Genomic DNA, 24,641 nt, shown 5'->3' with positions numbered 1-24,641 from the left:
TACCAATAGGTTGAGTCTTTTACAAAAACACAAAACGTTATAAATCAACGTTTCAGTTATTTTTAGATCAATAATAACAATTGATTAACGGTTTTATTTATCGTTTGGATATTTTTTTGTATATTATTATAGCCTCAACCTATGGTTTTACATCTAATAAATCAATCCTATTATGTATAATTTATCCCCTAAATGTTGGTCTTTTATTTTACTCCTTTTGAGTATAAACATGGGGGTATGGGCTCAATCTAAAAAAAAGACACGACCTAAGGAAAGTGACGTATTACTAGAAAAACTCTTTATTGAAGCCAATAGAGAAAAAATCCTAGGCAATATTGATGAAGCGATCCAACGGTACTTAGAAGTGCTTCAAAAAGATAATAACAATACTGCTGCTAATTATGAATTGGCTCGTCTGTATAAAAGACAAGAGCAGTATGGTAAAGCAATTGATAGGATTGAAAAAGCGATTGCCTTAGAAAAATACAACCTAGTTTATAGTGATTTATACGCTAGTCTTTTGGAAAAAGAAGGCAGTTTTAAAAAAGCAGCAGATTTGTATGCTAACCTATCCAATCAATACCCCGCTCAAGAACAATTGTATTTTGAATGGGCTTATTATTTGAGCAAAAGCGGAAAGGCAGATCAAGCGATTAAAGTCTATAATAATTTGGAAAAACGGGTTGGGATCAAAGAGGCCATCTCCATGCGGAAGTACAAATTATATATGAAAACAGGTAAAGCAAAAAAAGCCAGTCAAGAAATTGAACAGTTGATGCAGGCTTATCCTGAAGAACCAGAGTATATTATTCGATTGGCTAATTTTTATACTTCTATACAAGAATTAGAAAAGGCCAAAACATTGTATCAAAAGGCATTAAATTTAGACCCAACCAATCCCACTGCAAATATGGCAATGGTTGAGTTTTTCTTACAAAATGGCGATACTGCCCGTTATCTAAAAGCCTTAATCAACACCTTCCAGAACCCTCATCAAGATTTAAACAACAAACTTAAAGCACTAAAATCACTAACCAGTGATTTGGCAAACAACCGCATTGATCCCAAATACGAGGCTTCTATTCTTGAATTAAGCACCGCATTAACCCAAACTCATCCCAACAGTGCTGAGGCTAATTTTGTGCGAGGCAATCTTTTGTTTCAACAACAAGAGTATGCACAAGCAGTAAAACATTATGATATTTCTATCCGCTTTATTAAAAATAACCTTGCTCTTTGGCAAAATTTATTAGAAGCCTTGCACTTAATGGACAATCAAGCAACCTTGCAAAAACGCAGTGAGGAATTTCTAGAGCTCTATCCAAGTCAAGCCAATAGCTATTATTATCACGGAATTGCCTTGTTCCAAAAGGAGGATTATAAAAAGGCTCAAAAAGAATTTCAACAAGCCATTGAAATTGCCGCTGCAAATCTGAAAATTCAAGGGCATTCTTTGCGTTATTTGGCAAGAATATACGAGGCGATGAATGATTATGAAAAAGCAGACAGAACCTTTAATGAATCGATCCTAATGCAACCTGATGATCCTGAGATTATTCATGATTATGCCTATAGTCTGGCTAAAAGAGGAGTCGAATTACCCAAAGCTCAGGAGTTGATCAAAGGTATTTTAAAACGTTATCCCAATAACATCAAATATACAACTGCTAATGGTTTTATTTTGTACAAACAAACTAAATACACACTCGCTGAGCAGGAGATTAACAAAGCGCTAAGTTTGGGAGGAAACAACTCTCCTGAAACGTTAGAACGTTATGGGGATGTCTTATTCAAAATGGGCAAAGAAAACCAAGCGGTTAGTTTTTGGCAAAAAGCACTAGACAAAGGTTCCTCTTCTTCTATTTTGCAACGTAAAATTTCAACCAAACAACTATATGAGTAATGGACTGAAGATGCTACTTTTTGTCATAATTAGTAGTTTTCTTATTGGTTGTAAGACCACTGAAACCGTCAGTACTGCCAAAGCAAAAAAACGTTCTGTCAAATTCCTATTGCGCAAATTGGAACAAAATCATATTGATTATACGTGGTTTGCCAGTAGAGCGAAGGTTAAAATGGATAGCGAGCAGCAAAAAGCGACCTTTTCTACGCTTATTAGAATGCAAAAGGATAGCCTGATTTGGATCAAAATAAAGAAAATGAATATTGAAGGCGCTCGGGTCAAAATAACTCCTCAAACCATTGAGATTTTAGATCGTCAAGAAAGCCAATATATCAAAAAACCTTTTTCTTATCTAAAAAATGAATTTGGGCTCCAACTAAATTTTGCAGAGCTTCAAGAACTCATTGTTGGGAATCCAATCCTCTTCCAAGAAGAGACCCTACTTTCTGTCATTCGGGAACAACAAAATGTACTCAAAACGCCTGAATCTGAAAAAAATGTACTCAAACTTTTTATGAATCCTCAATCCTTCCTCGTTAATGAGCTTAGGGGCTCTATGGATTATAATTCTATTGACATTAAGTATGAAGATTACCAAACGATTGAGCAAACACAAATTCCAGCCGTCAAAAATATTGAAATAGATAGTAAAGATGCTGGCATTGTCCAACTAAAAATGACTTTTTCAAAAATGGTGCTTAATGAAGTTCAAAAGGTAGGCTTTACGGTTCCTGATAGCTACCAACGGAACTAGTTACACCCATTTATCCTCCTTAATCAATCGCAATAAGTCAGGGTATTTAAAATGAATTGACAGCTGTTCTTTTATTTTTGTATTATCTATAATTTTAAAAGAAGGTGAATCTGCTGCTTCACAAAGAGGAACTGGCATCCCAATCGCTGCTGCTGCTGTTGGATAAAAAACATTTTTAGGAGGGTGCTCATCTGCACAAGCATTAAAAACTTCTCCCCAAACATCTTGAAGCATTATTTGAAGCATTATTTGCAAGCAGTCTTCTCTATGAATGAGATTAACAGGTGCCTCTGCATTTCTAATGACTCCATGCTTTCTAAAAAATCGCCCAGGATGACGCTCTCCCCCTACAAGCCCAGCCATTCGCACAACAGTCGTTTTAAAGTGAAGATTGTTCAGCAATAATTGCTCGCTTTTGTATAAATGATGTGTCTTATTTTCGATTTTTTCATCTTCTTTAAGCACACGATTAAGATTGGGATAAACAGCCGTTGAACTGACAAAAAGTACTTTTTGTATACTTGATTTTTCTATTAAGGGCAATAGGCTTGCAAATTGCTCTTTTTCTAATTCTGCCCGATTGGGAGGGATATTAATAATCAGTATTTCTGAATCTAAAAAGGACTCAATATCTCCTATTATTTCTTCACTTTGCACCTTAATGGTGAATGCCTGTTTGCCCTCCCCTTTCAATTGATTACATTTCTCACTAGAAGTTGTTGAGATCAAAACGCTACTTCCTTTAGCTTCTAAAATAGCAACTAGGGCTGCTCCTAACCAGCCGCTTCCCAAAACGCTAATCCTCCTTCCTTTCATTCAATATTATCTTTATTAGGCTTAAACCAATCCAAGTTTTTCCCCCTAAAATGTTCATCCACTTAGGTTCTTTGTCGTTCTAAGAATTGACTAACCTTCTACTTTTTTGGCATTCGCTGCTTTATTAGCTGCATTCCTAGCAGCACGTTCCGCTAATTTTTTATCGTAATCCAATGCTCGTTGATAAAAACTAGCCATTTTTTTGTCCAATTGAGTAACTGCTGCCGCGGCACGAGGTGTATTAACTTGATTGATCCAAGATTCTCTTATTGCCACATAGTAAGGGAAAGGATCTTCGAGCTTTTCTTTAAGTTTTCGGACTCTCAAAATATCAAAAGGAAACTCGGCACTACGTTTTTTATAATTTACAATAAATACATTGGTTGATTCTAATTCAATCGTCTCATCCAACTCTCCTTTTTTGTTAAGAAACAAGCCTTTGGTTTCGCCATTGGTTAGTGCAGTGCTATTGGTATCATACATCAAATAAACAGGACAAAAACTAAAAGCTTCTTCAAACATTTTACCAATTGCTTGATTAAATTCATCTCGACTTCTAATTGTCCCTTCTAGTATATTTTGGTGGCGTTTGCGTTGTTGTTTTGTCAAGTTAGGATCACGCAAAGTACGTTCTAGGATTTCGATTTTTCGTTGGTTCGTTTTTAGGCGGACAACCAATACACCATTCTTTAGTTCCTTGATGGAATTAAAAGCAAACTCTTTTTTTTCTTTTGTGAGTACAATATCATCTCTTTGAGCAAAAAGATTGATTTCCCAAGCCAATAATGCCAATAACAAGATACAAGTTCTAATGATCATAATTTCATGCTTAAATAATAACAGTTCTGTGATGCGTTTGATGATCTACTAAAGGTAAATCACTTAAAATAGTTCTATCATTTTCATCAGAACAACAATAATTAATACAAAGGTAAACCTATTTTGATAAATAGAGAATGTTGGCAAAAGTTGGGAGTAGAATTATATCCAAATGCACAAAAATTAAACCAAAATTGCGGGCAATACTTCATATTTTGCTATAAAATAGCTGTTGTTTTTTTTATAAAATCCGTACATTCGCAGTTAATGAATGTTAAAATGGTAAAATCTGTCATAACAATACCTTACATTCATATCTTTATTTATTGTACAAGCTTTAAATAAAGATCAAAAACCTATTGTACAAGGTTACATTGTATTGATTTTCATACCTAAAAGATGAATAAAACTATCTTTTTAACCTAATAATCAAGAATGTACAACTTATGCCAATCATTAAGTTTTTACTATTAAAACATAAATATAGAAAATAGAATATGCATACTTCAGCCGATATACAAGCTCTTCAAGAACAAATTGCTCTAGAAAGTCAGGTCATCGAACGCTTAATAAAAGAAACCAATAAAGTAATCATTGGTCAGCAATATATGATTGATCGACTAATGATCGGATTGTTAGCCCAAGGACATATTCTTTTGGAAGGCTTGCCAGGTTTGGCAAAAACACTTGCAATCAACACCCTTTCAAAAGCAATTAGTGCTGATTTTCAACGCATCCAATTTACCCCTGATTTGCTTCCTGCCGATATAGTTGGAACAATGATTTACAATCAGGCAGCCAATGATTTTACCGTACGTAAGGGACCTATTTTTGCTAATTTCATCTTGGCAGATGAGATTAATCGTGCCCCTGCAAAAGTTCAATCTGCCCTATTAGAAGCCATGCAAGAGCGTCAAGTAACCATTGGAGAAACCACCTATAAATTGCAAGAACCATTTTTGGTTTTAGCGACCCAAAACCCAATAGAACAAGAAGGGACATACCCCTTGCCAGAAGCTCAAACCGACCGTTTTATGCTAAAAGCTTCGATCACTTACCCAACCAAAGAAGATGAACGCACAATTATGCGCATGAATATGTTGGGAGGTTTCCAAAAGGTGAATCCTGTTGCTACCATAGACGATATTCTAAGAGCAAGAAAAACAGTACGTGAAGTGCACATGGCAGAAAGTATCGAGCAATATATCTTAGATATTGTATTTGCTACTCGTGAACCTGCTCAACATGGACTCAAGGAGATTGCTCCTTTGATTTCATTTGGAGGCTCGCCTCGTGCTAGTATTAATATGGCACTGGCTGCAAAGGCACATGCTTATATTCAAAAACGGGGGTTTGTAATTCCTGAAGATATTCGAGCTATATCAAAAGATGTGTTGCGCCACAGAATTGGTCTGACTTATGAAGCTCAGGCAGAAAATGTGACCACAGAGCAAATCATTGACCAAGTATTAAATACCATTCAAATTCCTTAATCGTTGCTTATGCGTGAAATGTTTATTCTAAAAGATGGGACACCTTTAATCGTGCGAGAAATAACGTTTCAGGACGCTCTTTCGCTCAATGAAATGGCTGCAAGAGTCTTTGGTAGCTCTAATCAGGTCTTAACTTCTTTGGAAGAATTTAAGCAAACGAGCACACTAGAAGTCCAACTCAAACGGATTAAGCATTATTCGGAAGCAATTGGCAAGTGTATTTTTGTAGCAGAAGTTGACCGCCAACTTGTGGGCACCCTTGATTTTTGGAATGGAGATAGAAAACGCATTGAACATACAGGAGAATTTGGAATGGGAGTTGTCCCAGAATACAGAGACCTAGGGATTGGAGCTTGCCTGATCAAAGTTTTGCTCAAATGGGCAAAAGAAAACCCGATTATAGAAAAGGTAAAATTGGGCGTTTTTGCAACCAACCATAGAGGTATTCATTTGTACAAAAAGATGGGTTTTATTGAAGAAGGTAGACGAGTGGCTGAGATTAAAATGGCAGATGGAAATTATTTTGATGTTATCGAAATGTACCAAAATGTAAAATAAATTATGAATGAGGATTTATATACAGATGAAATAAAACAACTGGAAGCGTTTAGCAGCCCCTTAAAATTAATAAAAAAGGCATTGTCTTCTTTTTTTATTGTCCTTATGATTGGGGCAGGATTTGTCATCAATTGGATTATGGCAGTTGTTTTTTTAGTGGGATACTTTAGTGCTACTTCTTGGTTGTGGTTTATCCTTGGGCTACTATTGATGATTTTAATCTTTCCTGCTCTTTATTTGTTTTTTGCCTATTCTTACGGGCAATCTGTTTTGTTTTGGGAAGCCTACAAAGAAGGCATTCGTCCGATTGCAGCCAAGGTATTCAGCCGAACCTTAGATTCTTTCTTAGTAGATAATCCCGAAGAGGCTAGCGAAGTAAATGAAAGTAAAATTGTTAAGGAAGTCGAAGAGCGAAAAAAACATTTTTTGGAGCAACTGCCCGATTTTATCCGTGCTTACTTTCAGATTTTCTTTACCAGTGGAGACATTATAAAAATTGTAAAAGCCCAACGACAATCAGGAGCAGAAAAAGAAGCTGTAAAGCAAAAAGCCATGCACAGTTTTTTTGAGTCTTTAGATTTACAGATGTCTGAATTAATGGAGCCTTCTTTAATCCCCTTTTATATTGTTGCGGCAGTCAATTTAATTACTTTATATTTTTTATTCTAATCCTCCCTACGTGCCTATGTCTACTGAAGAAAATGAAATCAATGTTGCAATAGAAAAAATTGAGCAGCAAATAAAGCCTTGGGCACTAATCAAAAAAGCCCTTTCGTCTTTTTCTGTGCTTTTTTTGATTGGCTCTGGTGTGCTTATCAATTGGATTTTAGCACTTGTCTTTTTAATGGGCTATTTTTCAGTCGTAAGCTGGAGCATGCTTTTGTTTAGTTTGGTAATACTAATTTTGGTATTTCCTGCTGCCTACGCCTATACCGCTTATGTTTATGGGCAACTCGTAATTGTTTTTGAGGTTTACCAAGAGATCATTCGCCCTGTTGCTGCCAATATAATTGCAGGTATTTTGAATAGAATCATCAATGATGATAGCCCCATAACCAGTGAGAAAATTCAAGAAGAATTTGATGCTGAAACCAGTTCGCTTTGGGATAAAATTCCTGATTTTATTACCAACAGTTTAGGCATTGTTACTACCATTAAAGACATTATTATACTAATTACGGAACAATATCAACAAGGTGGCGAGAAAGAAGTAGTAAAAGAGCGAATTACTCAAAATGTATTTGAATTGTTAGATGCTAAAATGAGTGAATTAGCGCAACCTTCTCTAACTAACTTTTTTATTATTGCTGCTATCAACTTAGCAGTCGTATTTTTTATTTTTTAAAATCGACCAAGTGCTGGTACTTATATATTTATGACGATAAAAGAATTACTAAAAAAAGTTCGTAAAATAGAAATCAAAACGAGGGGCTTGTCCAACCAAGTGTTTTCGGGTACTTACAAAACCCGATTTAAGGGGCGAGGCATGTCTTTTAGTGAGGTTCGTCAATATCAGTATGGAGATGATGTTCGAAATATTGATTGGAATGTTACCGCTCGTACCAATGAGCCTTATGTCAAGGTATTTGAAGAGGAACGAGAATTGACATTTATGTTATTAATAGATGTTAGTGGTTCTGCCTTTTTTGGCACTACCTATCAAAATAAAATGGAAATTGCCACTGAAATTGCAGCAACCTTAGCTTTTTCGGCAAGTGCCAATAATGACAAAGTAGGAGCTATATTTTTCTCTGACAAAGTGGAAAACTTCATTCCCCCCAAAAAAGGAAAAGCGCATATTCTACGCATTCTTAGGGATATGATTTATGCCAAACCAAGTCAAGCTAAAACCAATCTCAATGAACCTCTAAAGTATTTAACCAATATTATTAGTAAACGTTGTACCGCTTTTGTCCTTTCTGATTTTATGTGCCAAGACTATAATAATGCCATCAAACTGGCAGCCAATAGACACGATACCATTGGCATTCATATCTATGATCCTTTAGAGGTTGAAATGCCGAATGTTGGCTTGTTGCCAATGATAGATGCCGAAACAGGACAGACCAATTGGGTAGACACTTCTTCTGAAGCCGTTCGAAATAACTATAACAATTGGTATCATAACAATCTGGATTATTTTAAGAAAACATTCTTACGCAATAATGCTGATGTAATGAGCGTGGCTACCAATCAGCCCTATTTGAGTATTTTAATAAAATTCTTTAAAGAAAGACGAAGCTAAAGATGCTAAAACACTATTTATATCTATTGTTGGTCATTTATTCTTGGGGGCTTTGTGCCCAAGGCAATGGGCAGGCTAATATTTTTATGGACAGTACATCTTTTTTGATTGGCGATCAGGTCAGCATGCAATTGGTGGTTAATGTTCCTGCGGGTACTCCTTTTTCGTTTCCTACAATAAATGATCTATTAGACAAAGAAAAGTTAGAATTAATTGATCAGCAAAAATCTACCTTAATTCAAGGGGATGTAAATGATACTTATCAACAAACAATTCTTTTGACGGCTTGGGAACCTGGCTCTTATCAAATTCCAGAGCTGGTTTTTTCCTATCCCAAAAACAAAACAACCGTTGAGATAAAATCAGCACCGCTAATGCTTACGGTCTTAGCACCAGAGGTTACAGGAGATAGTACTTATGTCGCAGATATTAAGACAATTTTGGCAGAAGAAGCCAACTTTTTAGATCATTTATATTCTTTTTTTACGCATCCTGTTGTGCTTGCGCTGCTCATGCTTGCTCTAGCCTTTCTTGCTTTTTATGTCTTTACGCAACGCCAGAAACGGTCAAAAGCGATTGTCCCAAAGACCGCAGAAGAAATTGCACTCGAACAGTTGGCTGCCTTAGAAGCCAATAACTTCTTGGAACAAAACAAAACCAAAGAATATCACACCAGCATATCATTGATTTTAAGAACCTATATCAATGGGCGTTTCAAAATCAAGGCACTAGAACGACCTACCAGTGAATTTATGCCCAAGATAAAAGGGCACTATTTGCTAAAAAAATCATTGTATGACGAATTTAAAACGGTTCTAGAGCATGCTGATTTGATTAAATATGCCAAGGCATCTCCTTTAGATATTGCCAATAAAAAAGCGCTTAGCCTCTGTTTTGAGTTGATTCATTCAATCCAAGCAATACTAGAAGAAGAAGCCAAACAAGTAAGCAATTAACGATTAAAACTATAATAGCGCAATTATATGTCATTTGGAGGAATAGAATTTGCAAATCCTTATCTATTGGGTCTATTGGTCATTGTACCTTTTATGGCTTGGTGGTACTACAATAAACAAGATGAATATTTTGCGGATGTCCGCATGTCTTCAACGCAGGGATTATCAGGACCACAGAGTTGGAAAATCAAAGCACGTCCACTCGTGCAACTCTTGCAATTATTAGCAATTACAGCCCTTATTATTGCAATTGCTCGCCCACAGGCGGTTCTAAAAAAAGAGAATGTCAATGCTGAGGGAATTGATATTATGCTAGCAATGGATGTTTCTACCTCCATGCTTGCCAAAGATTTTAAGCCTGATCGTCTAGAAGCTTCCAAAATGGTGGCTTCTGATTTTGTCGCTCAGCGTAAACACGATAGAATTGGGCTAATTGTTTTTGCTGGCGAAAGTTTTACGCAATGTCCATTAACGACCGATCACAATATATTGCGCTCCTTTTTAGCTACCTTGCAATGCGGTTTAATCGAAAATGGTACTGCTATAGGAATGGGCTTGGCCAATGCAACCAAACGCCTAAAAGAGAGTACAGCAAAATCTAAAATTATCATTCTTTTGACGGATGGGGTCAACAATTCTGGTTATGCTTCTCCTATGCAGGCTGCCGATGCTGCCAAAAAACTAGGCATAAAAGTCTACACCATTGGTGTTGGAACCAAAGGACAAGCTCGAACACCAGTGGCTCAACGTCCAAATGGAACGTTTATTTACGACTGGTCTATTGTACAAATTGATGAGAATTTGCTCAAGAAAATTGCGAATGAAACTGGAGGTGAATATTTTAGAGCACAAGACATGGATCAACTCAAAGCTATTTATGCAAAAATTGATCAACTGGAGCGTACAAAAATAGAAACCACCACCATCCGAAACTATCAGGAGAAATACCATATTTTCGTTTTTGTCGCTATCCTATTTGTTTTCTTACAAGTTTTATTAGCCAATACCTTATTCAAAACTATAGTATAACCATGTTCCATTTTGAACAACCCAATTATTTTTATTTGCTTTTTTGCATACCAGTACTCATAGCTTTGTTTATTGCCATTACCTTGCACAATAATAAACTACGAGAACATTTTGGTGCATTACTAGGTTTAGAGCGGCTCGCTCCCAATATCTCTAGGCTTAAGCGACCGCTAAAATTTGGCATTATTATGTTTGCCTTTGCCTTTTTGGTGATTGCAATGGCCAATCCTCGTCTCGGCAACAAAACTCAATCGGTTAAACGAGAAGGGGTTGATATTTTTATTGCCTTGGATGTTTCTAGAAGTATGTGGGCGGAAGACCTCAAGCCCAATCGCATGGAACGTGCTCGCCAGTTTGCTCAAAAATTGGTAACGGCAGTTCGAGGGGATCGAGTTGGGCTGATTCTATTTGCAGGACATCCCTATTTACAAATGCCTTTAACAACAGATTATGCTGCTGCTCAATTATTCATTCAGACGGCTAGCCCTAAACTAGATATTACACAAGGTACAGCCATTGAATCGGCGATCGACTTGGTGGTTGAGTTAGGAGCGAAAGAGGAAGAAAAAAAACAGCGGGCTTTGGTTGTTATTACCGATGGTGAAAACCACGAACTAAATGCTGTTGATGCTGCAAAAGCGGCCAAGGCTCAAGGTGTCACAACCTTTATCATTGGCGTTGGGACAGAAAATGGCGCCCCGATTCCAATCAAAAATTCAGGACGTTCTGAATTTCAATTGGACAAAAGCGGTCAGGTTGTCCATAGCAAAATGAATACGGATTTGATCAAAAATATTGCAGCTAGTGGTGGTGGAAATTTTTACGATGCAAGTACATCAGTAGATGCTATTATCGCTAGATTGGAGCATAAAATGTCTAAATTGGAAAAGACAGAATTTGAACAACAAGATTTTGATGTTTATGAAACGTATTTCCAGATTTTTGTTGCTTTTGCTCTAATTTTACTCATTGTAGAATTCTTTATTAGTTACCGAAAGAGTAAATGGCTAAACGAAAAATAATTATTTATGATTGCTTTACCTCCCGACATCTCTATTTCTACCAATAAAGAACGCCTTGATGTTTCGATGATTCATACTTTCTTAAAACAAAGTTACTGGGCAAAAGGTAGAACCATTGAAACAGTAGAAGCCAGCATTAAAAACTCTTTCTGCTTTGGTGTTTATCATGAAAACCAACAAATAGGTTTTGCTAGAGTTGTTTCCGATTGCGCTATTTTTGCCTATATAATGGATGTTTTTATTTTGGAATCTTACAGGGGACAAGGCTTAGGGCTATCCTTAGTTAATGCTATACTGCAAGACCCACAACTCAATAAGGTCAAAAAATGGATGCTTGGAACGCAAGATGCACATGCCCTCTATCAAAAAGTAGGTTTCAAGCCCTTGGAATCACCTGAAATATTTATGACTTATATTCCTTCTTAATTTTTATTATAATGCCGTTTTCTGCTCCAAATCATAACATTATTACCCCTTCAAATAAGCAACCAAAGACTGCAATGCTTCTTGCCCTTTAGCCGTTAAGTAAGGATATAATAAGCCCAGAAGATTTGATACATTTTCTTCAAGTATTTCGTCTCCAAAATCATTGGCATAAAGTACCATCCCATATAGCCATGTATTGCTAAAATGTACCATCTGTTTTCCTATAAATTGATCTTCATTTTTATAAGCGGGCGTTTTTAATAACCCCTCTTTCCTTAGTTCGGCAAATAAATACAAATAGCCTTTTATCCGCTGTTCGTAAACCTGCTGAAAATGCTTTTTTATATTGGGACTCGTCCTTAATAGATTATAAATATCTGTCCAGAAAAAACGATACGCTATCATTCGTTGCATACTAGTTCGAACTTCTTGGTAAATTAAGGACATCGAAATTTTTTGCTGTGGCAATTCAAGCACCCTTTGGTCAAACACAGCCACCATCTCAAAATATAACACCTCTAAAATATCTTCCCGTTTCTTAAAATGGTAGTTCAGATTGCCACAACTCATCCCCAAATCATTCGCAATCATTCGCAAAGTAACCTGCCCATATCCATGAATATTAAATAACTTTCTAGCCGTATCTGCTATTTTTTGCTTTGTATTTTTCATTAGTAAACTTGCCCTAATTAATTATTTTTAGTAAACTTGCCCTAAAGTTATACAATTACTTGAATTTTGTTCATCAATACAAATTTTTATTGCTCATGAATTCCTTATATACAAGTCCTAAGCACAAAAAAGAGATCTTAGCGCTTTACCAACAAAAACTCGAACAACTTTCCATCCAATATAACAGTCAGTTCGTTGAAACAGATTTTGGTACAACACACGTTATTGTAACAGGTGCACCAAGCAAGCCTCCTTTGGTTTTGGTGCATGGCTCCAATGGCTGTGCCCCTATTGCACTAGAGGTATATCCCAACTTGAGTAAACAATATCAGGTTTTTGCGGTTGATGTTCTTGCACAACCCAACAAAAGTGCAGAAACTCGATTAAGCATGAAAGACCAATCTTATGGGCTATGGCTCAATCAAACAATCAATCAATTAGCCTTAAAAGATGTTACGTTGGTGGGATTCTCTCTAGGCGGTCTTATTATTTTAAAAACACTGATTCAAAACGAGCGCAACATCAAGGAAGTTTTTTTGACTGCTCCTGCTTATATTGTTAATGGCAATCCTCTAAAATTAATGGCTAAAGTTTTTATTCCTATGAAATTATATTTGTTGACCAAAAAGAGCCATTATCTCAACAAATTTTTGAGTACCTTATTTTCTGAAAAAGATGCATTTGCCCTTCAGTTTTTAGCCAAGGTTTTTATGCATTTTAAAATGGACTTTTCACCTGTTCCTACGATAAAAACAACGGAAGCAAAAAGTATTGAAACGCCCATAACACTGATTGCAGCCAAACAAGACCTTATGTTTCCTGGGCTTAAAATGTTAAAAAGAGCAAAAAAAATCTTTCCCTCTCTAAAAAAGACGATCTTATTAGATCCTTCTCTTCATGTTCAATCTCAAGAAATGAATAGAAGCATTGAAAGCTTAATTATGAATCCACAAAACAGCCATGATGAACATTAGCGAACTATTAATTGGAATAGCCATTGGCGATGCTTTTGGGGCTGGGGTAGAATTCCAAGATAGAGATTGGATCAGAGAAAAAGTAGACTTTTCATGTTTTGTCAATGCTAGAGCCATGATCTCTGTGCCAGAACATCAAAAATCCCTATTCACGACTAATTATACTCCTTGGGACTATACCGATGATACTGAAATGACAATTGGGTTACTCAAAGCTTTGATGGCTCCAGAACCTTTTTCGGAAGCTTTATTGATTCAAAAATGGGAAGAAGAATACAATAAGGGGATATTCGAAAAAGGCTATGGTAGAAATGGGCATGGCTCTATGAGTTGGTATTTTTCTGGGGAAAAAACAATAAAAGAAATCCAAAATTTTCAAAGAGATAGGGCTAACCCTGGCAATGCCCCTGCAATGCGAGCAGTTCCTTTAGGGCTAATTCATCCTGACCTCATCAATTCTTATGCTGCTATTAATGCCAATGCAACTCACCCCAATATTAACGCCATTCTAGCCAGTCAATGCATTGCCAGAGCAAGCGAATTTTTGTTGATCAAAAAAGGAGATCCTGCTCAATTAGTCAACTATTGCCTGCAAACCATCGCATTTAATGAAGAATATAAAGCGTATCTAATAGCCGTAGATGCTTTGGGAGTTTATGAAAAACTACAGCCCTCTGACTTTAACATACTCTGTGGAGAGCAACCCATACAAGCGCCCTATTTTTTGCCTGGAATAAAAGGAGTTCCCTCTGATTCTAAATACACAGCAGGAGCCGTTCTTTATGTACTCAAACACAGTACTAGTGCATTTGATGCGCTTCAAAAATCTATTTATTTAGGTGGAGACGTAGATTCTATTGCCGCTATTACTACTGGTATTTTGGCAGGTTCTATGGGACTAGATAGTCTTCCATCCTTTATGTTAGAACAAGTAGAAGGGCTATCTTATTTGAAAGAACTTGCTCGACAATTTGCTCCAAAAAATTAAATTACTCCTGCCTCTCTATAGTCTCTTCTTAGCCAGTTTTCCTTTGTATAAATTCACATACAAAGATGATCTTTTTATATCCTACCTCAAGCTAGAACCTTACAAAAAAATATTTAAAAAACTAGCTATCAACCTATTAAGTAATTCTACTCTATTTTATTAAACAGGCAATTATACCCTAGTTTCTATCCACTAAAACAATAATATTTGTATTTGTAATCCAAAGCAAGTATTCGATGAAATAGCTATTATCCCTTTTGATTACAAAGGCGCCCCCGAAAAGCCTGTTTTAAATAGAGTAGGAACATAATACATAATTAATCATGAGCAAAAATTCTCAAAATGATTGTTGTTGGATTGTTGTAGCCACTACTGGCTGTTCTACCGATGCCGCAACCGTCACCGCAAGCCAAAAGGCTTCAAGTAACTCTGATGATGATTGTTGTTGGATTGTTGTAGCTACTACTGGTTGTTCTACATTAGCACAAGCAGTATCAACTAGTGATTCCTTAGCTGCTAAACAAGCTGTCCACGACGATTGTTGTTGGATTGTTTTGGCAACTACTGGTTGTTCTACCGATGATATTAATTCAAACACTTTATCTAACGCAAAACCGTCAGATGATTGTTGTTGGATTTTGGTAGCCACTACTGGTTGTACAACATAATTAGTTCTCAACTAATCTGGAGGATAATCATGAAGAGTAATCAAAAGGGTTACTCTTCAACTTTTCATTATTTCATAAGAAATCACTCAAAGCCTAGTCCACGAGCCAATACACGGAGTATTAACTTTTAACACCCAATATTATTATTATGTATAGCATTGATACCATACAGGATTTTTTGTTAGACCAACAACTATTGGATAAGAATACAATTGTATTTGAAGATTTTGAAGCCACAAGTATCAACCGACGCAACCAAAACATTCAAATTACAACGCTTAACGATAGCAATTTTTTAATTAAGCAAGTTGCCGATAAGAATGCAGAAAATGCAACAACCTTAAAAAGAGAAGCTCAATTTTATCAATATTTCGATCAAAAATTCCCACTGTTAGAAAAATATCTCCCCGAAGTTAAATATGTTGATACCAACGATATTATTCTTGTCATGACCTTCTACAAAGAAGCAATGCCACTATGGAAATATTATAATGAAAAAACGATTCACCATTTTCCCCTAAATGTCCCCAAAACAATAGGAAAGTTATTAGCCCACCTGCATTTAACCTTTTCAAAAAAAGAAGTAATTAATGCCCCCCAATTATCTTTCTTAAACCGAGACTTGCCATTTATTTTAAACCTGCACAAGCCCCATCCCAGTCGATTATCTTATATCAGTGGCGGAGGATATGCCTTTATTAAACACCTACAATCTCATACCGATTTGATGCTTGCTTTTAATAAGATTCCTTCCTTGTGGCAAGAAAATGCAGTAATTCATGGTGATATTAAATTGGACAATTTTATTGTGCTCGACCCTCAAAATAAGACAGCTAATTCGATCAAATTAGTGGACTGGGAAATGGCTCAAATTGGGGATACAGCATGGGATGTAGCAGGCGTTTTTAATGATTTTATCTTTTGGTGGGTAATTTCTATGCCCGATAACTTATCGCCTGAAGAGATGATACAAAAAGCTCGTTTCCCATTTCATTTATTAACTCCTGCCATTAATAGTTATTGGGAAAGTTATTGCAATACCATAGGCCTAACAACAAACGCTCGCCAGCAATTATTAGAACGAGTGGTCTTATTTTCTGGTTTTAGAGTCTTGCAAACGTCCTTTGAAATAGCCTCAAAATTTGATGCCATTCCATCCATTGCTCAGCTTCTTCTAAATATGGGTAAAAGTATCATTAGAAAGCCGCTGTTGTCCCAAGAAAAATTATTTGGAATAGCTAACAGTACTCCGTAAAAAATCATATTAGATTGCCTAACAACCGCATGAGCACTTAACAATTCAAATATTAAAACCTAGACAACCTAGCTCATGCAATAATCAGCCTAATACACGGAGTATTTTTTATATCTAAACACTAATATTATGCGACCACATACACTCCATAAAGATATTCAAAAAGTTGTTAATGCAGTTGATGTATTAAGCGAGACAACCTATAGCATCAATGGCATTCTAAGAGATCTGTCCAATATCAAATTAAAGCTAGATAATGGAGATGTCCTCTCCAATACAGCTAGCAACAAGGCTAGCTTTTTCAAAAATATACTCAAAACAGATATTTACAATCAACTGTACAAAGCTGATGTTGATCAAAATAATAATGTTATAGAAGATTTAAACCATACCACCTTCTTATCTGAATTATCCAAAGCCAATAATGGAACGGGAACTTGGGAAGATAAATGGGTTATTGTGGGCAAAGAACAGAATACGGACAACATCATTGTAAGCAAGCAAGATATTAAGTTTTGGGTGGCCGCTCATGAGGTAATTAGCAGCAATGGCAGCTATCTTCCCAACACTCCTTGTCTGGTAAAAATTGGAAAAGAAGTAAAAAATCTAAATACTTCTTTTTATATGGCGTTTGGCAACATCAACAAAGAGCAAATTGAAAATTTTGAAAACCAACTGACTCGCTTTTATTGGAATCTAACCCCTAAGGGCGCAATAAGGTATATCAAATTGATCACCCATCAATTAAATGCAGCATCTATTTGTTTTAGAACTAAAGTATTATCCAATTCCCAAAGCTATGATCGACCAGATGCGGGGGTTTTATACCTTGACAAAAGCCAACTAACTGCTGCTTTGCCAATTCTAACCGAAATATACACCCAACTCAAGCCCTTTCTAAAATACAAAACGCCACTTTTTACCAAGCCTTTAGGTAAAGGTTTTTCGTTTGCAGAAGACCCACAAAACGGGATGAGCTTTGGTATTTCTAGAGCCGAAATGATTGGAAATACGCTATACAACTGTTACCAAATGGACATACGATCCAAAAAGGAAATAGCGCACGAAATGTATACTACTTTTTACGAACAGGGGATTCATCCCTTTCATCCTTACAGTTCTATAGTAGGGCTAAACGATTATGAGCAACTTTTAAACGCCTTAAATTTAAATTAAATCATGACAACGGTTCAAATAGAGACAGATAAAAAAATGCTGCTACAGGTCGCACAAGAAATTGGAGATCATTTAGTATCAACGGCCATTTGGGATAACACTGAGACTTACTGTACTTGGTTAGGAGCTAGGGACATACAGGATCGTCAAATCGCTAAATATTCCAAAAGAATCGCCGCCTTAAGCCCTGAGTTTTATAGTGGAACTGCTGGCGTTGCTTATTTTTTGATGGAGCTATTCCATATCACCCAACATCCACCTTACAAAGCGGTTGCCTTAGGTGCTTGGTTGCGATCTGCTCATTATATGCAGACCAATGATTTTCCCGCTTCTTCTATTTCTTTTTACGCAGGAGAATTGGGGCTTTTATTCATTGGCTATCGCTTTTTGGAAATCGCTAAGGAGCTAGCCAATATACTGACCCCACAATTAAATTGGTTGTGCTCTAAATTAGATCAAGGACTCCAGACCAAACATTCATTGGATATTATAGGTGGAAATGCAGGCGCTATCCCTCCCTTATTAGAACTAAAACGAAAGTATCAACTCGATATTTTTGAAAAAGTGGCGATTGATTGTGCTGAAGAGCTCCTTAACTTGGGCAAATGGAAAGATGATATGTGTATTTGGGCTTCGCCAAAGGTTCATGGAGTAGAATTAGATACTCCCCCAACAACAGGATATTCTCATGGAGCTTCAGGAATTGCCGTTGGCTTATTAGAAATGTATCATCACACGGGCAATCCCAATTATCTTAGCTATGGTAGAGGGGCTTTTGCTTTCGAAAATTCGCTATTTAATGATGAAGAAGGCAACTGGATCGATACCAGATACCCACAGGTAAAACGCAATGGTAAAATATGGGGCACCTTCCGAACAGCTTGGTGTCATGGCGCACCAGGTATTGCATTAGCCAATCTTCGAGCAGCATTTTTAGATACAGAACGGCGTGATTTTCATTTAAAAATGGCAAATATCGCTATCCGTACAACTCAAAGATCAGTGCTAGAACGCATAAAAAACAATCCAGAAAAAGACGCTACTTTATGTCATGGAATACTGGGGTCGTCAGACATTATTTTTAGTTATGCTCAAAAATTAAATCATCCAGAATTAATGGCATTTTCTAGAATGGTAAGCTCTAATTACATCGCAAAATTTAAAAATAAGTTATCAATGCCTTCTGGTATTGTTGCTGGTGGATACAATCCTTGCATTATGGTTGGACATTCAGGCATAGGAATTCATTGCTTACGATTAGTGTCTAAGGAAATGATAAAAAGCCCTCTAATGCCTGTTCTATAATTTCTATTTGCCAATTTGAAAAGCTGCTGTTCGTTTATTTTCAAATTGGCATTTAGATTAATGTTCTTCTTTCATTCTATAAAGCCTCAACGATAAAACTTGGGTGCTATCAAAAGAAAATTCTAAGGAAAGTGTGTCTTGTTGTAGCTTTAACATTGCGCTATTGGTTCCATTTTCTACTGCGTCCCTAAGCAGCAAACGATCTCCTTTTAATTCGTAGGTTCCTTTTCCTTGGTGGCGAGCATTACCAAAACTAAGATAATCTCCATTTGCCTTAAATTCTAAACCATTTTCATGCTTTGGATCAGCACTTTTGCTAATATCACGTTGATTTAACCTCGTCTTATAAATTTTCCACTTACCTACTAATTTTTCATTAAAATGGTGGTTGTCCTTACAAGCTATTAATAATCCAAATAAAATTAAGTACCCAATTGATTTCATTCTGCCAAAGTCGTCTTAATAATGGTTTCGCTAGTTAATGTTTTGTGCACAGGGCATTTATCTGCAATCTTCATCATTCGCTCCAACTGTTTTTCATCTAAATCTCCTTTGATGTGGATTTGTCGTTCTATTAGATCGACTTTTGTCCCTGTTTCCTCACAATCCATACAATCTTTATAATAATCTTTGGAATGGCTCAACTCAACAACAACTTCTTTTAAGTCCCACCCTTTTCGACTGGCATACATTTTTAAAGTCATTGCCGTACAAGCTCCTAAGCTAGACAACAGCAAATCATAAGGAGATGGTCCTAAATCATTCCCACCTACAGCAGTGGGTTCGTCTGCTTTTAAGTTATGGTTGCCTGCTTTTATCTCAGAAGTAAAACCATTTTGACCAATTGTAACCGTAACGGGGTAAGTTTTGGAAGTCATAATTTGCGATTTATAAAGATAGAATTGTTTGCATTCGTTTAAATTCTGCTGGAAAATCTGCCTGTATACTTAGTTTTTCATTTGTTTTAGGATGTCTTAACTCCAATTTCCGTGCATGCAGCAACATGGTGGTCATTGCCCATTTTTCTTTAAACAGTCTATTTTGTTTGTTACAACCATGTGGGCGATCGCCAATAATAGGATGCCTCAAATGATTGCAGTGTTTCCTAATTTGGTGCATTCGTCCTGTTTGTGGTTGTACAGCAACCAGAGAATAACGAGAAGTAGAGTGCTTGCCAAATGGCAAGGCTAACTCCGTTGTTTTTACTCGTCGAAAGTGTGTTACTGCTGCTTGTTTTTTTCCTTTGTCATTGATTAAGGGATAATCTACCACTATCGATTCTGGAAAATATCCTCTTACAATAGCATAATATTCTTTTAAGGTCGTCTTGTCTTCTATCCCCTTTTGCAACAATCGAGTGCTTTCTTTATCAAAACCAAAGAGTAAAACGCCTGATGTTTTTCGATCTAAACGATGTACGGGATAAACAAAACGTCCCGTTTGATCCCGCACCAATTGTACGGCAAACTCTTTAGCGTCATTGGCAATGGCACTTCGATGCACTAAAAGTCCATTGGGTTTATTAATTGCCACAAAATTGTCGTCTTGATACAGTATTTCAAGCATTCTAATGATAATCCTATTTAGGTAACTTTTTAAATCAACTACGTACAAGCCATTAAAATAAGACCAATATGCTGTCGAGCTACTATAGACAATAGCTTTCCCCTAATTGCGTCAACCTGATATCTTAACGATCTCTGACTTTTTGAAAAATCAACAGGCTATTTTATTTATAATTGACTGCATTTTCAAGATAAAATAAATTTTAGGTAGTGACGAATAATGCACCATTGATTTTTTAGTTTTTCAAGGAACGCCCTAATGAGCAAAACGCAAAAACCATTTGCACCAAATGGATTATTCCATAAACTAACAAGAATCTATTTAGTTCCTTTTCCCCTTTCGTAATCTAGTTATTCTACTTCTTTTTCCAAGTGAGAAGGTTTATAACGTAGTTTTCCCAACTCGATATGAATAGCCACCCTTGTTAATAAGGTAAAAACAAAAGCCCCTAAAGCCCATACGGCTATAGTAATAGCTATTTCTATAATACTGGGACTGTATTCTACAATTTTGCCGTATTGTCCAGGAATAAAGCCAGGAACAATCAACCCAAAACCTTTTTCTATCCAAATGCCAACAAACAACAAAGCACAAGCAGGATAAAGCAATCTATTGTGTAGCTTCTTTGTGATCAATATCAAGGTAGCAATGATGTTCATAGAAATACCCGTCCAAATCCAAGGCACCAGTGCATTATATTCTCCTAATCCAAAGAACAAGTATTGTGCACTAATACTATGGTGAGTGACAAAATAAAACTCTTTAAACAATTCAGAAACTAACATAATCATATTAATAGCTGCCATTCCAGTTACCAACAAGGAGATCTTTACTAAGGTGACATCTTTTATGTGATAATCTGTTACTTTTCGTATGATGCCTAACGCAATAATCATCAAAGCTGGTCCTGCTGTAAAAGCAGAAATCAAAAACCTAGGTCCCAATAAAGCATTGTTCCAAAAAGGACGAGCCATCAAACCTTGATACAAAAATGCTGTTACTAAATGAATGCCTACCGCCCAAAACACAGAAAGAAATACCCCTGGAATATAAACTGACTTTTTGGGTTCCTTTCCTTGGTATTTACAGGTCAAGATATAAGCAGGGATAGAGATATTAATCATTAGGTAGCCCAATAAAGCAATCATATCCCAACTAAGCATCGATTCTGGAAAGTTAAGATTACCTATAAAGGGAATCATGTGCCACAAATTGGCAGGTCCCCCCATATCTACCACCACAAAAGTCATAGACATAATTAGTGCTGCAATCGCCATTCCCTCCCCAATAATAACCGCCTTTGCAAAATCGTAGTCATGCAAAATATAAGTAGGCAAAACAAGCATTACAGCGGCCGCTGCAATTCCCACAAAAAACGTAAAATTAGAGATATACAACCCCCAGACTACTCCATCGGTCATTCCTGTCACACTCAAACCATGCTCAATCTGAAAATAATAGGCATAGGTTCCAATTAGCATTAAAGCCGTTAGAGAAGCCATCCATATCTTGTAGCGTGTTCTACCATGTGTGATGAGATCAAATGAATCTTTGAACAACGACCACAGTACATTTATAAGTTTCATAGAATATTAGCTTTAATCCATATAATACCAAAACTTAGGTTCAGTTCCTAAATCTTCTTTTAATCTAAATACCTTTTTATTTTCCAAAATATAACGCAACTCACTATTGGGATCCAAGAGATTTCCGAAGGTGCGTGCTCCTGTTGGACAGGCTTCAACACAAGCGGGATTTTTGCCTTTTCGAGTACGCTGTACACAGAACGTGCATTTCTCCATAACTCCTTTTTTGCGCAAACGATTGCCCAAATAATGCTGTTCTTTATTGATTTCATCTTCAGGAACATGAGGCGTTTTCCAATTAAATCGCCTACCATCATAAGGGCAAGCCGCCAAACAGTACCGACAGCCCACACACCAATCATAGTCAATGACCACCAAACCATCCTCTTCTTGCCAAGTAGCCTCTACAGGACAAACCTTTGTACAAGGAGGGTTCTCACAATGAAAACATTGAGTTCCCATATAAAAATGTCCCTCAGCAGGCACTTCATGGGTATAACTGTCATCTGCTAACTCAAAATTAATCCCATGTTTTTGGTCAAATTCATGTATTCTAATGTATTGCATCTGAGAATCTCTGTCTTGGTTGTTTTCTTCAACGCAAGCATTAATACAATCCATATAACCTTTGCACTTAGAAACATTAAAAGCATACCCAAACAACACTCCTTCTAGAGGCTTTTCCGAGCTAATATTCACTTTTTTTCCTGTTCGCTCAGCATACAAATGAACCAGTCTATCAATGGTTTGTTTTCGTTCCTCGTCCGTCATTAATTTATAATTCCCTTTAAAATATTCATCCCAATGAATACTAGAATTCTCGCTACTCATCCCCAAATTACAACTTTGATTCACCAAAGCCCCTGCCGCAATAGATCCTGCGGTTAGTGTTTTAAACAGCGACCTTCTGCCCATCTTTTTTTCAAAAACTTGATCGTAACCATCGTTATAATCTGGAACATCTGGTTTTTGATATTGTCCGAGGCTCAACAATTTTTTTAAACTATCTACAAACATATTGAAGAATTTTTGAGGGTTCTATGAAATTAAGAATTACTGCTTCCTTTGTTCAATCATCTTAGTGTTATATCGAGCAGGTAATCGTTTTTCGAAAGCGGGACGGTGCGGATTGTGACAATTGACACAAGTTTTTTTAACAATCGGTTTGGTCCATCCACCAATTCGTTTACCATGAGCTCCACCAGCCCAATCTTTGTATTCTTCTTGATGGCATTGAGCACAAACTTTAAAACTGTTATTAAATAAGATTTTTTTATTTGTAATCGAATGCAAATCATCCATATTCGTCTCCGAATGACAAGTGGTACAAGTCATAACATCAGAGGATGCATGCTTTAATTGAATGTCCCAATGAGCCTTTTGTCCTAATTTTTGTTCCTTGCTTTTCAAGCTTTCTAAAGCTTCATTATGACAATTACTACAGGGATAATGCAATAGGTCTTGCTGTCGTTTGGGAATAAAAAAATGCTTGCCTAGAGCATGAACACCTAAGGTATCCAAATCTCCAAGATGAGCGGTAGAACTTGGATACTCATGCGCATCCGCCCCACGTTCACTACTCTGTTCATAAATTTGGCTAACCACTCCATGATGGACATCGTGTGTCAAACTGGGGTGTTTTTCAGTCGGCCAAGTCAAATAGGTTATTATGAAAAAGAAAATAACCACTGCTAGGAATACAAATAACTTCTTCACACTAAAACTATTTTATGGTTTTGTAAAATACATCGCTTGCTTGCTGTTGTGCATGACATTGCACACAGTTCAATCGCTCAGGATGAGAAACTCTAATTTCTTTAGGAGCCGAAGGTCCAGCATGGCAAGAAAGACAATTTTTGTCTCTAAAATTGGTCAACTCATGCGGAATCACAGGAGGGCTTCCCTCCATGGCTTGCTGTCCCAAAATAGGTGCTGCATTTTTTATGGTTTCCCAATTACTTGCTCTAAATGATTCATTTGTTTTGACAGCAGCATGGCATTGAACACAATTTATTTTTTCAGGATGAGGTGTCACAGGAGCAAATGCATTGTATTTATTAACGAATCCCCCTTTTTGGTGACACTGCAAACAAGTATTCCCTCCAATTGACATTTCATTCGCTACAGGATGGGGAATTGTAGGAGGGGCTCCATTATACGCCCTATTCTTATAATAGCTCGCTAAGCTCCTTCCTGTATAATCCTCTATTGACATTTGATTATATGTTTCTTGATGCTCGCTCAACCCATCCTCTACGACAGATAATTTTTTTTCTTTTTCCTGAATACTCATGTCCACTCCTTCCATTGCACCAGTCAAGGCGCTATCCACCACTATTTTTCCGCCAACAATAAGGCTTATAAAGAGAAAAATGACAAAGGCTTTTTTCATAATAAAGATGTCTTATAAATTAATACTTCGTGGATTTC

General features: G+C 36.6%; 27 protein-coding genes. 17 read left to right on the top strand and 10 right to left on the bottom strand.

Going from position 1 to position 24,641, the window contains the following annotated elements; genetic code table 11:
• Positions 1-172: 172 nt before the first annotated feature.
• Both AsAng_RS25685 and AsAng_RS25680 read left to right on the top strand, forming a co-directional pair.
• Positions 173-1,903, top strand: a complete 1,731-nt coding sequence (locus tag AsAng_RS25685; RefSeq protein WP_264789998.1) for a tetratricopeptide repeat protein — start codon at positions 173-175, stop codon at positions 1,901-1,903.
• Entirely contained in the window at positions 1,896-2,657 is a 762-nt protein-coding gene (locus AsAng_RS25680; RefSeq protein WP_264789997.1) for a DUF4292 domain-containing protein, read from the top strand. Before AsAng_RS25685 ends, AsAng_RS25680 begins: the two co-directional genes overlap by 8 nt.
• Here AsAng_RS25680 and AsAng_RS25675 read toward each other — a convergent pair whose 3' ends face one another.
• Both AsAng_RS25675 and AsAng_RS25670 read right to left on the bottom strand, forming a co-directional pair.
• Complete coding sequence (locus AsAng_RS25675) at positions 2,658-3,473, bottom strand: Rossmann-fold NAD(P)-binding domain-containing protein (RefSeq protein WP_264789996.1); 816 nt, start codon at positions 3,471-3,473, stop codon at positions 2,658-2,660.
• Positions 3,474-3,563: 90 nt separating this feature from the next.
• Positions 3,564-4,292: a hypothetical protein gene (locus tag AsAng_RS25670; protein WP_264789995.1), complete on the bottom strand. Its 729-nt coding sequence runs from the start codon at positions 4,290-4,292 to the stop codon at positions 3,564-3,566.
• Positions 4,293-4,789: 497 nt separating this feature from the next.
• Here AsAng_RS25670 and AsAng_RS25665 point away from each other — a divergent pair, with 497 nt between their 5' ends.
• From AsAng_RS25665 to AsAng_RS25625, 9 genes are read left to right on the top strand one after another with little or no spacing between them, the layout of a single operon-like run.
• Entirely contained in the window at positions 4,790-5,785 is a 996-nt protein-coding gene (locus AsAng_RS25665) for an AAA family ATPase (protein ID WP_264789994.1), read from the top strand.
• A gap of 9 nt (positions 5,786-5,794) precedes the next feature.
• Positions 5,795-6,343, top strand: coding sequence for a GNAT family N-acetyltransferase (locus AsAng_RS25660; protein ID WP_264789993.1), 549 nt, complete (start codon positions 5,795-5,797; stop codon positions 6,341-6,343).
• 3 nt (positions 6,344-6,346) lie between these two features.
• Entirely contained in the window at positions 6,347-7,012 is a 666-nt protein-coding gene (locus AsAng_RS25655) for a hypothetical protein (protein WP_264789992.1), read from the top strand.
• A 16-nt stretch (positions 7,013-7,028) separates the two neighbouring features.
• Positions 7,029-7,688 (top strand): hypothetical protein, encoded by a 660-nt coding sequence (locus tag AsAng_RS25650; protein ID WP_264789991.1) that lies wholly within the window; start codon positions 7,029-7,031, stop codon positions 7,686-7,688.
• 30 nt (positions 7,689-7,718) lie between these two features.
• Positions 7,719-8,588, top strand: a complete 870-nt coding sequence (locus AsAng_RS25645; RefSeq protein ID WP_264789990.1) for a DUF58 domain-containing protein — start codon at positions 7,719-7,721, stop codon at positions 8,586-8,588.
• A 2-nt stretch (positions 8,589-8,590) separates the two neighbouring features.
• Positions 8,591-9,544, top strand: coding sequence for a BatD family protein (locus AsAng_RS25640; RefSeq protein ID WP_264789989.1), 954 nt, complete (start codon positions 8,591-8,593; stop codon positions 9,542-9,544).
• 27 nt (positions 9,545-9,571) lie between these two features.
• Entirely contained in the window at positions 9,572-10,573 is a 1,002-nt protein-coding gene (locus AsAng_RS25635) for a vWA domain-containing protein (protein WP_264789988.1), read from the top strand.
• 2 nt (positions 10,574-10,575) lie between these two features.
• Positions 10,576-11,595: a vWA domain-containing protein gene (locus AsAng_RS25630; RefSeq protein ID WP_264789987.1), complete on the top strand. Its 1,020-nt coding sequence runs from the start codon at positions 10,576-10,578 to the stop codon at positions 11,593-11,595.
• A gap of 6 nt (positions 11,596-11,601) precedes the next feature.
• Positions 11,602-12,021: a GNAT family N-acetyltransferase gene (locus AsAng_RS25625; RefSeq protein ID WP_264789986.1), complete on the top strand. Its 420-nt coding sequence runs from the start codon at positions 11,602-11,604 to the stop codon at positions 12,019-12,021.
• A gap of 42 nt (positions 12,022-12,063) precedes the next feature.
• On the opposite strand, the gene AsAng_RS25620 is transcribed toward AsAng_RS25625, so the two are convergent.
• Entirely contained in the window at positions 12,064-12,693 is a 630-nt protein-coding gene (locus AsAng_RS25620; protein ID WP_264789985.1) for a TetR/AcrR family transcriptional regulator, read from the bottom strand.
• Between the two features lie 95 nt (positions 12,694-12,788).
• Between AsAng_RS25620 and AsAng_RS25615 the strand changes: the two genes are divergently transcribed.
• The 6 genes from AsAng_RS25615 (at position 12,789) to AsAng_RS25590 (ending at position 19,059) form a co-directional block, all read left to right on the top strand.
• Positions 12,789-13,667, top strand: a complete 879-nt coding sequence (locus AsAng_RS25615) for an alpha/beta hydrolase (protein ID WP_264789984.1) — start codon at positions 12,789-12,791, stop codon at positions 13,665-13,667.
• The gene (locus AsAng_RS25610) at positions 13,654-14,655 is read left to right on the top strand and encodes an ADP-ribosylglycohydrolase family protein (protein WP_264789983.1); all 1,002 of its coding nucleotides are present in this window, start codon (positions 13,654-13,656) and stop codon (positions 14,653-14,655) included. Before AsAng_RS25615 ends, AsAng_RS25610 begins: the two co-directional genes overlap by 14 nt.
• Positions 14,656-14,978: 323 nt before the next feature.
• Complete coding sequence (locus AsAng_RS25605; protein ID WP_264789982.1) at positions 14,979-15,323, top strand: hypothetical protein; 345 nt, start codon at positions 14,979-14,981, stop codon at positions 15,321-15,323.
• A 148-nt stretch (positions 15,324-15,471) separates the two neighbouring features.
• Complete coding sequence (locus AsAng_RS25600; protein ID WP_264789981.1) at positions 15,472-16,578, top strand: aminoglycoside phosphotransferase family protein; 1,107 nt, start codon at positions 15,472-15,474, stop codon at positions 16,576-16,578.
• A gap of 129 nt (positions 16,579-16,707) precedes the next feature.
• On the top strand, positions 16,708-17,754 hold the full coding sequence (locus AsAng_RS25595; RefSeq protein ID WP_264789980.1) for a T3SS effector HopA1 family protein: 1,047 nt from the start codon (positions 16,708-16,710) through the stop codon (positions 17,752-17,754).
• Between the two features lie 3 nt (positions 17,755-17,757).
• A complete protein-coding gene (locus AsAng_RS25590; RefSeq protein WP_264789979.1) occupies positions 17,758-19,059 on the top strand; it encodes a lanthionine synthetase LanC family protein in 1,302 nt (433 codons plus the stop codon).
• A 57-nt stretch (positions 19,060-19,116) separates the two neighbouring features.
• On the opposite strand, the gene AsAng_RS25585 is transcribed toward AsAng_RS25590, so the two are convergent.
• The 7 genes from AsAng_RS25585 to AsAng_RS25555 all read right to left on the bottom strand — a co-directional run bounded on the left by AsAng_RS25585 (position 19,117) and on the right by AsAng_RS25555 (position 24,603).
• Positions 19,117-19,503 (bottom strand): hypothetical protein, encoded by a 387-nt coding sequence (locus tag AsAng_RS25585; protein WP_264789978.1) that lies wholly within the window; start codon positions 19,501-19,503, stop codon positions 19,117-19,119.
• Positions 19,500-19,937, bottom strand: a complete 438-nt coding sequence (locus AsAng_RS25580; RefSeq protein ID WP_264789977.1) for an OsmC family protein — start codon at positions 19,935-19,937, stop codon at positions 19,500-19,502. The genes AsAng_RS25585 and AsAng_RS25580 overlap by 4 nt, the downstream gene beginning before the upstream one ends.
• A gap of 10 nt (positions 19,938-19,947) precedes the next feature.
• Positions 19,948-20,592, bottom strand: coding sequence for a pseudouridine synthase (locus AsAng_RS25575; protein WP_264789976.1), 645 nt, complete (start codon positions 20,590-20,592; stop codon positions 19,948-19,950).
• Positions 20,593-20,975: 383 nt separating this feature from the next.
• Positions 20,976-22,211, bottom strand: a complete 1,236-nt coding sequence (dsrP, locus tag AsAng_RS25570) for a sulfate reduction electron transfer complex DsrMKJOP subunit DsrP (protein WP_264789975.1) — start codon at positions 22,209-22,211, stop codon at positions 20,976-20,978.
• A gap of 12 nt (positions 22,212-22,223) precedes the next feature.
• Positions 22,224-23,228, bottom strand: a complete 1,005-nt coding sequence (locus AsAng_RS25565; protein ID WP_264789974.1) for a 4Fe-4S dicluster domain-containing protein — start codon at positions 23,226-23,228, stop codon at positions 22,224-22,226.
• 36 nt (positions 23,229-23,264) lie between these two features.
• The gene (locus AsAng_RS25560) at positions 23,265-23,927 is read right to left on the bottom strand and encodes a cytochrome c3 family protein (RefSeq protein WP_264789973.1); all 663 of its coding nucleotides are present in this window, start codon (positions 23,925-23,927) and stop codon (positions 23,265-23,267) included.
• 7 nt (positions 23,928-23,934) lie between these two features.
• Positions 23,935-24,603, bottom strand: a complete 669-nt coding sequence (locus AsAng_RS25555) for a nitrate reductase cytochrome c-type subunit (protein WP_264789972.1) — start codon at positions 24,601-24,603, stop codon at positions 23,935-23,937.
• Between the last annotated feature and the right edge of the window lie 38 nt (positions 24,604-24,641).

The sequence above is a fragment of the Aureispira anguillae genome, from assembly GCF_026000115.1.
Lineage (GTDB): Bacteria > Bacteroidota > Bacteroidia > Chitinophagales > Saprospiraceae > Aureispira > Aureispira anguillae.
Note: the sequence above shows the minus strand (reverse complement) of the source record. Positions and strands in the feature narration are given on the sequence as shown.

What these genes read in the sequence shown, in the direction of transcription:
- AsAng_RS25555 (WP_264789972.1), bottom strand. Translation starts at nt 24,603, where the DNA reads ATGAAAAAAGCCTTTGTCATTTTTCTCTTTATAAGCCTTATTGTTGGC.
- AsAng_RS25595 (WP_264789980.1), top strand. Translation starts at nt 16,708, where the DNA reads ATGCGACCACATACACTCCATAAAGATATTCAAAAAGTTGTTAATGCA.
- AsAng_RS25660 (WP_264789993.1), top strand. Translation starts at nt 5,795, where the DNA reads ATGCGTGAAATGTTTATTCTAAAAGATGGGACACCTTTAATCGTGCGA.
- AsAng_RS25640 (WP_264789989.1), top strand. Translation starts at nt 8,591, where the DNA reads ATGCTAAAACACTATTTATATCTATTGTTGGTCATTTATTCTTGGGGG.
- AsAng_RS25600 (WP_264789981.1), top strand. Translation starts at nt 15,472, where the DNA reads ATGTATAGCATTGATACCATACAGGATTTTTTGTTAGACCAACAACTA.
- AsAng_RS25625 (WP_264789986.1), top strand. Translation starts at nt 11,602, where the DNA reads ATGATTGCTTTACCTCCCGACATCTCTATTTCTACCAATAAAGAACGC.
- AsAng_RS25580 (WP_264789977.1), bottom strand. Translation starts at nt 19,937, where the DNA reads ATGACTTCCAAAACTTACCCCGTTACGGTTACAATTGGTCAAAATGGT.
- AsAng_RS25645 (WP_264789990.1), top strand. Translation starts at nt 7,719, where the DNA reads ATGACGATAAAAGAATTACTAAAAAAAGTTCGTAAAATAGAAATCAAA.
- AsAng_RS25685 (WP_264789998.1), top strand. Translation starts at nt 173, where the DNA reads ATGTATAATTTATCCCCTAAATGTTGGTCTTTTATTTTACTCCTTTTG.
- AsAng_RS25610 (WP_264789983.1), top strand. Translation starts at nt 13,654, where the DNA reads ATGATGAACATTAGCGAACTATTAATTGGAATAGCCATTGGCGATGCT.
- AsAng_RS25620 (WP_264789985.1), bottom strand. Translation starts at nt 12,693, where the DNA reads ATGAAAAATACAAAGCAAAAAATAGCAGATACGGCTAGAAAGTTATTT.
- AsAng_RS25590 (WP_264789979.1), top strand. Translation starts at nt 17,758, where the DNA reads ATGACAACGGTTCAAATAGAGACAGATAAAAAAATGCTGCTACAGGTC.
- AsAng_RS25585 (WP_264789978.1), bottom strand. Translation starts at nt 19,503, where the DNA reads ATGAAATCAATTGGGTACTTAATTTTATTTGGATTATTAATAGCTTGT.
- AsAng_RS25655 (WP_264789992.1), top strand. Translation starts at nt 6,347, where the DNA reads ATGAATGAGGATTTATATACAGATGAAATAAAACAACTGGAAGCGTTT.
- dsrP (WP_264789975.1), bottom strand. Translation starts at nt 22,211, where the DNA reads ATGAAACTTATAAATGTACTGTGGTCGTTGTTCAAAGATTCATTTGAT.
- AsAng_RS25615 (WP_264789984.1), top strand. Translation starts at nt 12,789, where the DNA reads ATGAATTCCTTATATACAAGTCCTAAGCACAAAAAAGAGATCTTAGCG.
- AsAng_RS25565 (WP_264789974.1), bottom strand. Translation starts at nt 23,228, where the DNA reads ATGTTTGTAGATAGTTTAAAAAAATTGTTGAGCCTCGGACAATATCAA.
- AsAng_RS25675 (WP_264789996.1), bottom strand. Translation starts at nt 3,473, where the DNA reads ATGAAAGGAAGGAGGATTAGCGTTTTGGGAAGCGGCTGGTTAGGAGCA.
- AsAng_RS25670 (WP_264789995.1), bottom strand. Translation starts at nt 4,292, where the DNA reads ATGATCATTAGAACTTGTATCTTGTTATTGGCATTATTGGCTTGGGAA.
- AsAng_RS25635 (WP_264789988.1), top strand. Translation starts at nt 9,572, where the DNA reads ATGTCATTTGGAGGAATAGAATTTGCAAATCCTTATCTATTGGGTCTA.
- AsAng_RS25650 (WP_264789991.1), top strand. Translation starts at nt 7,029, where the DNA reads ATGTCTACTGAAGAAAATGAAATCAATGTTGCAATAGAAAAAATTGAG.
- AsAng_RS25605 (WP_264789982.1), top strand. Translation starts at nt 14,979, where the DNA reads ATGAGCAAAAATTCTCAAAATGATTGTTGTTGGATTGTTGTAGCCACT.
- AsAng_RS25680 (WP_264789997.1), top strand. Translation starts at nt 1,896, where the DNA reads ATGAGTAATGGACTGAAGATGCTACTTTTTGTCATAATTAGTAGTTTT.
- AsAng_RS25630 (WP_264789987.1), top strand. Translation starts at nt 10,576, where the DNA reads ATGTTCCATTTTGAACAACCCAATTATTTTTATTTGCTTTTTTGCATA.
- AsAng_RS25665 (WP_264789994.1), top strand. Translation starts at nt 4,790, where the DNA reads ATGCATACTTCAGCCGATATACAAGCTCTTCAAGAACAAATTGCTCTA.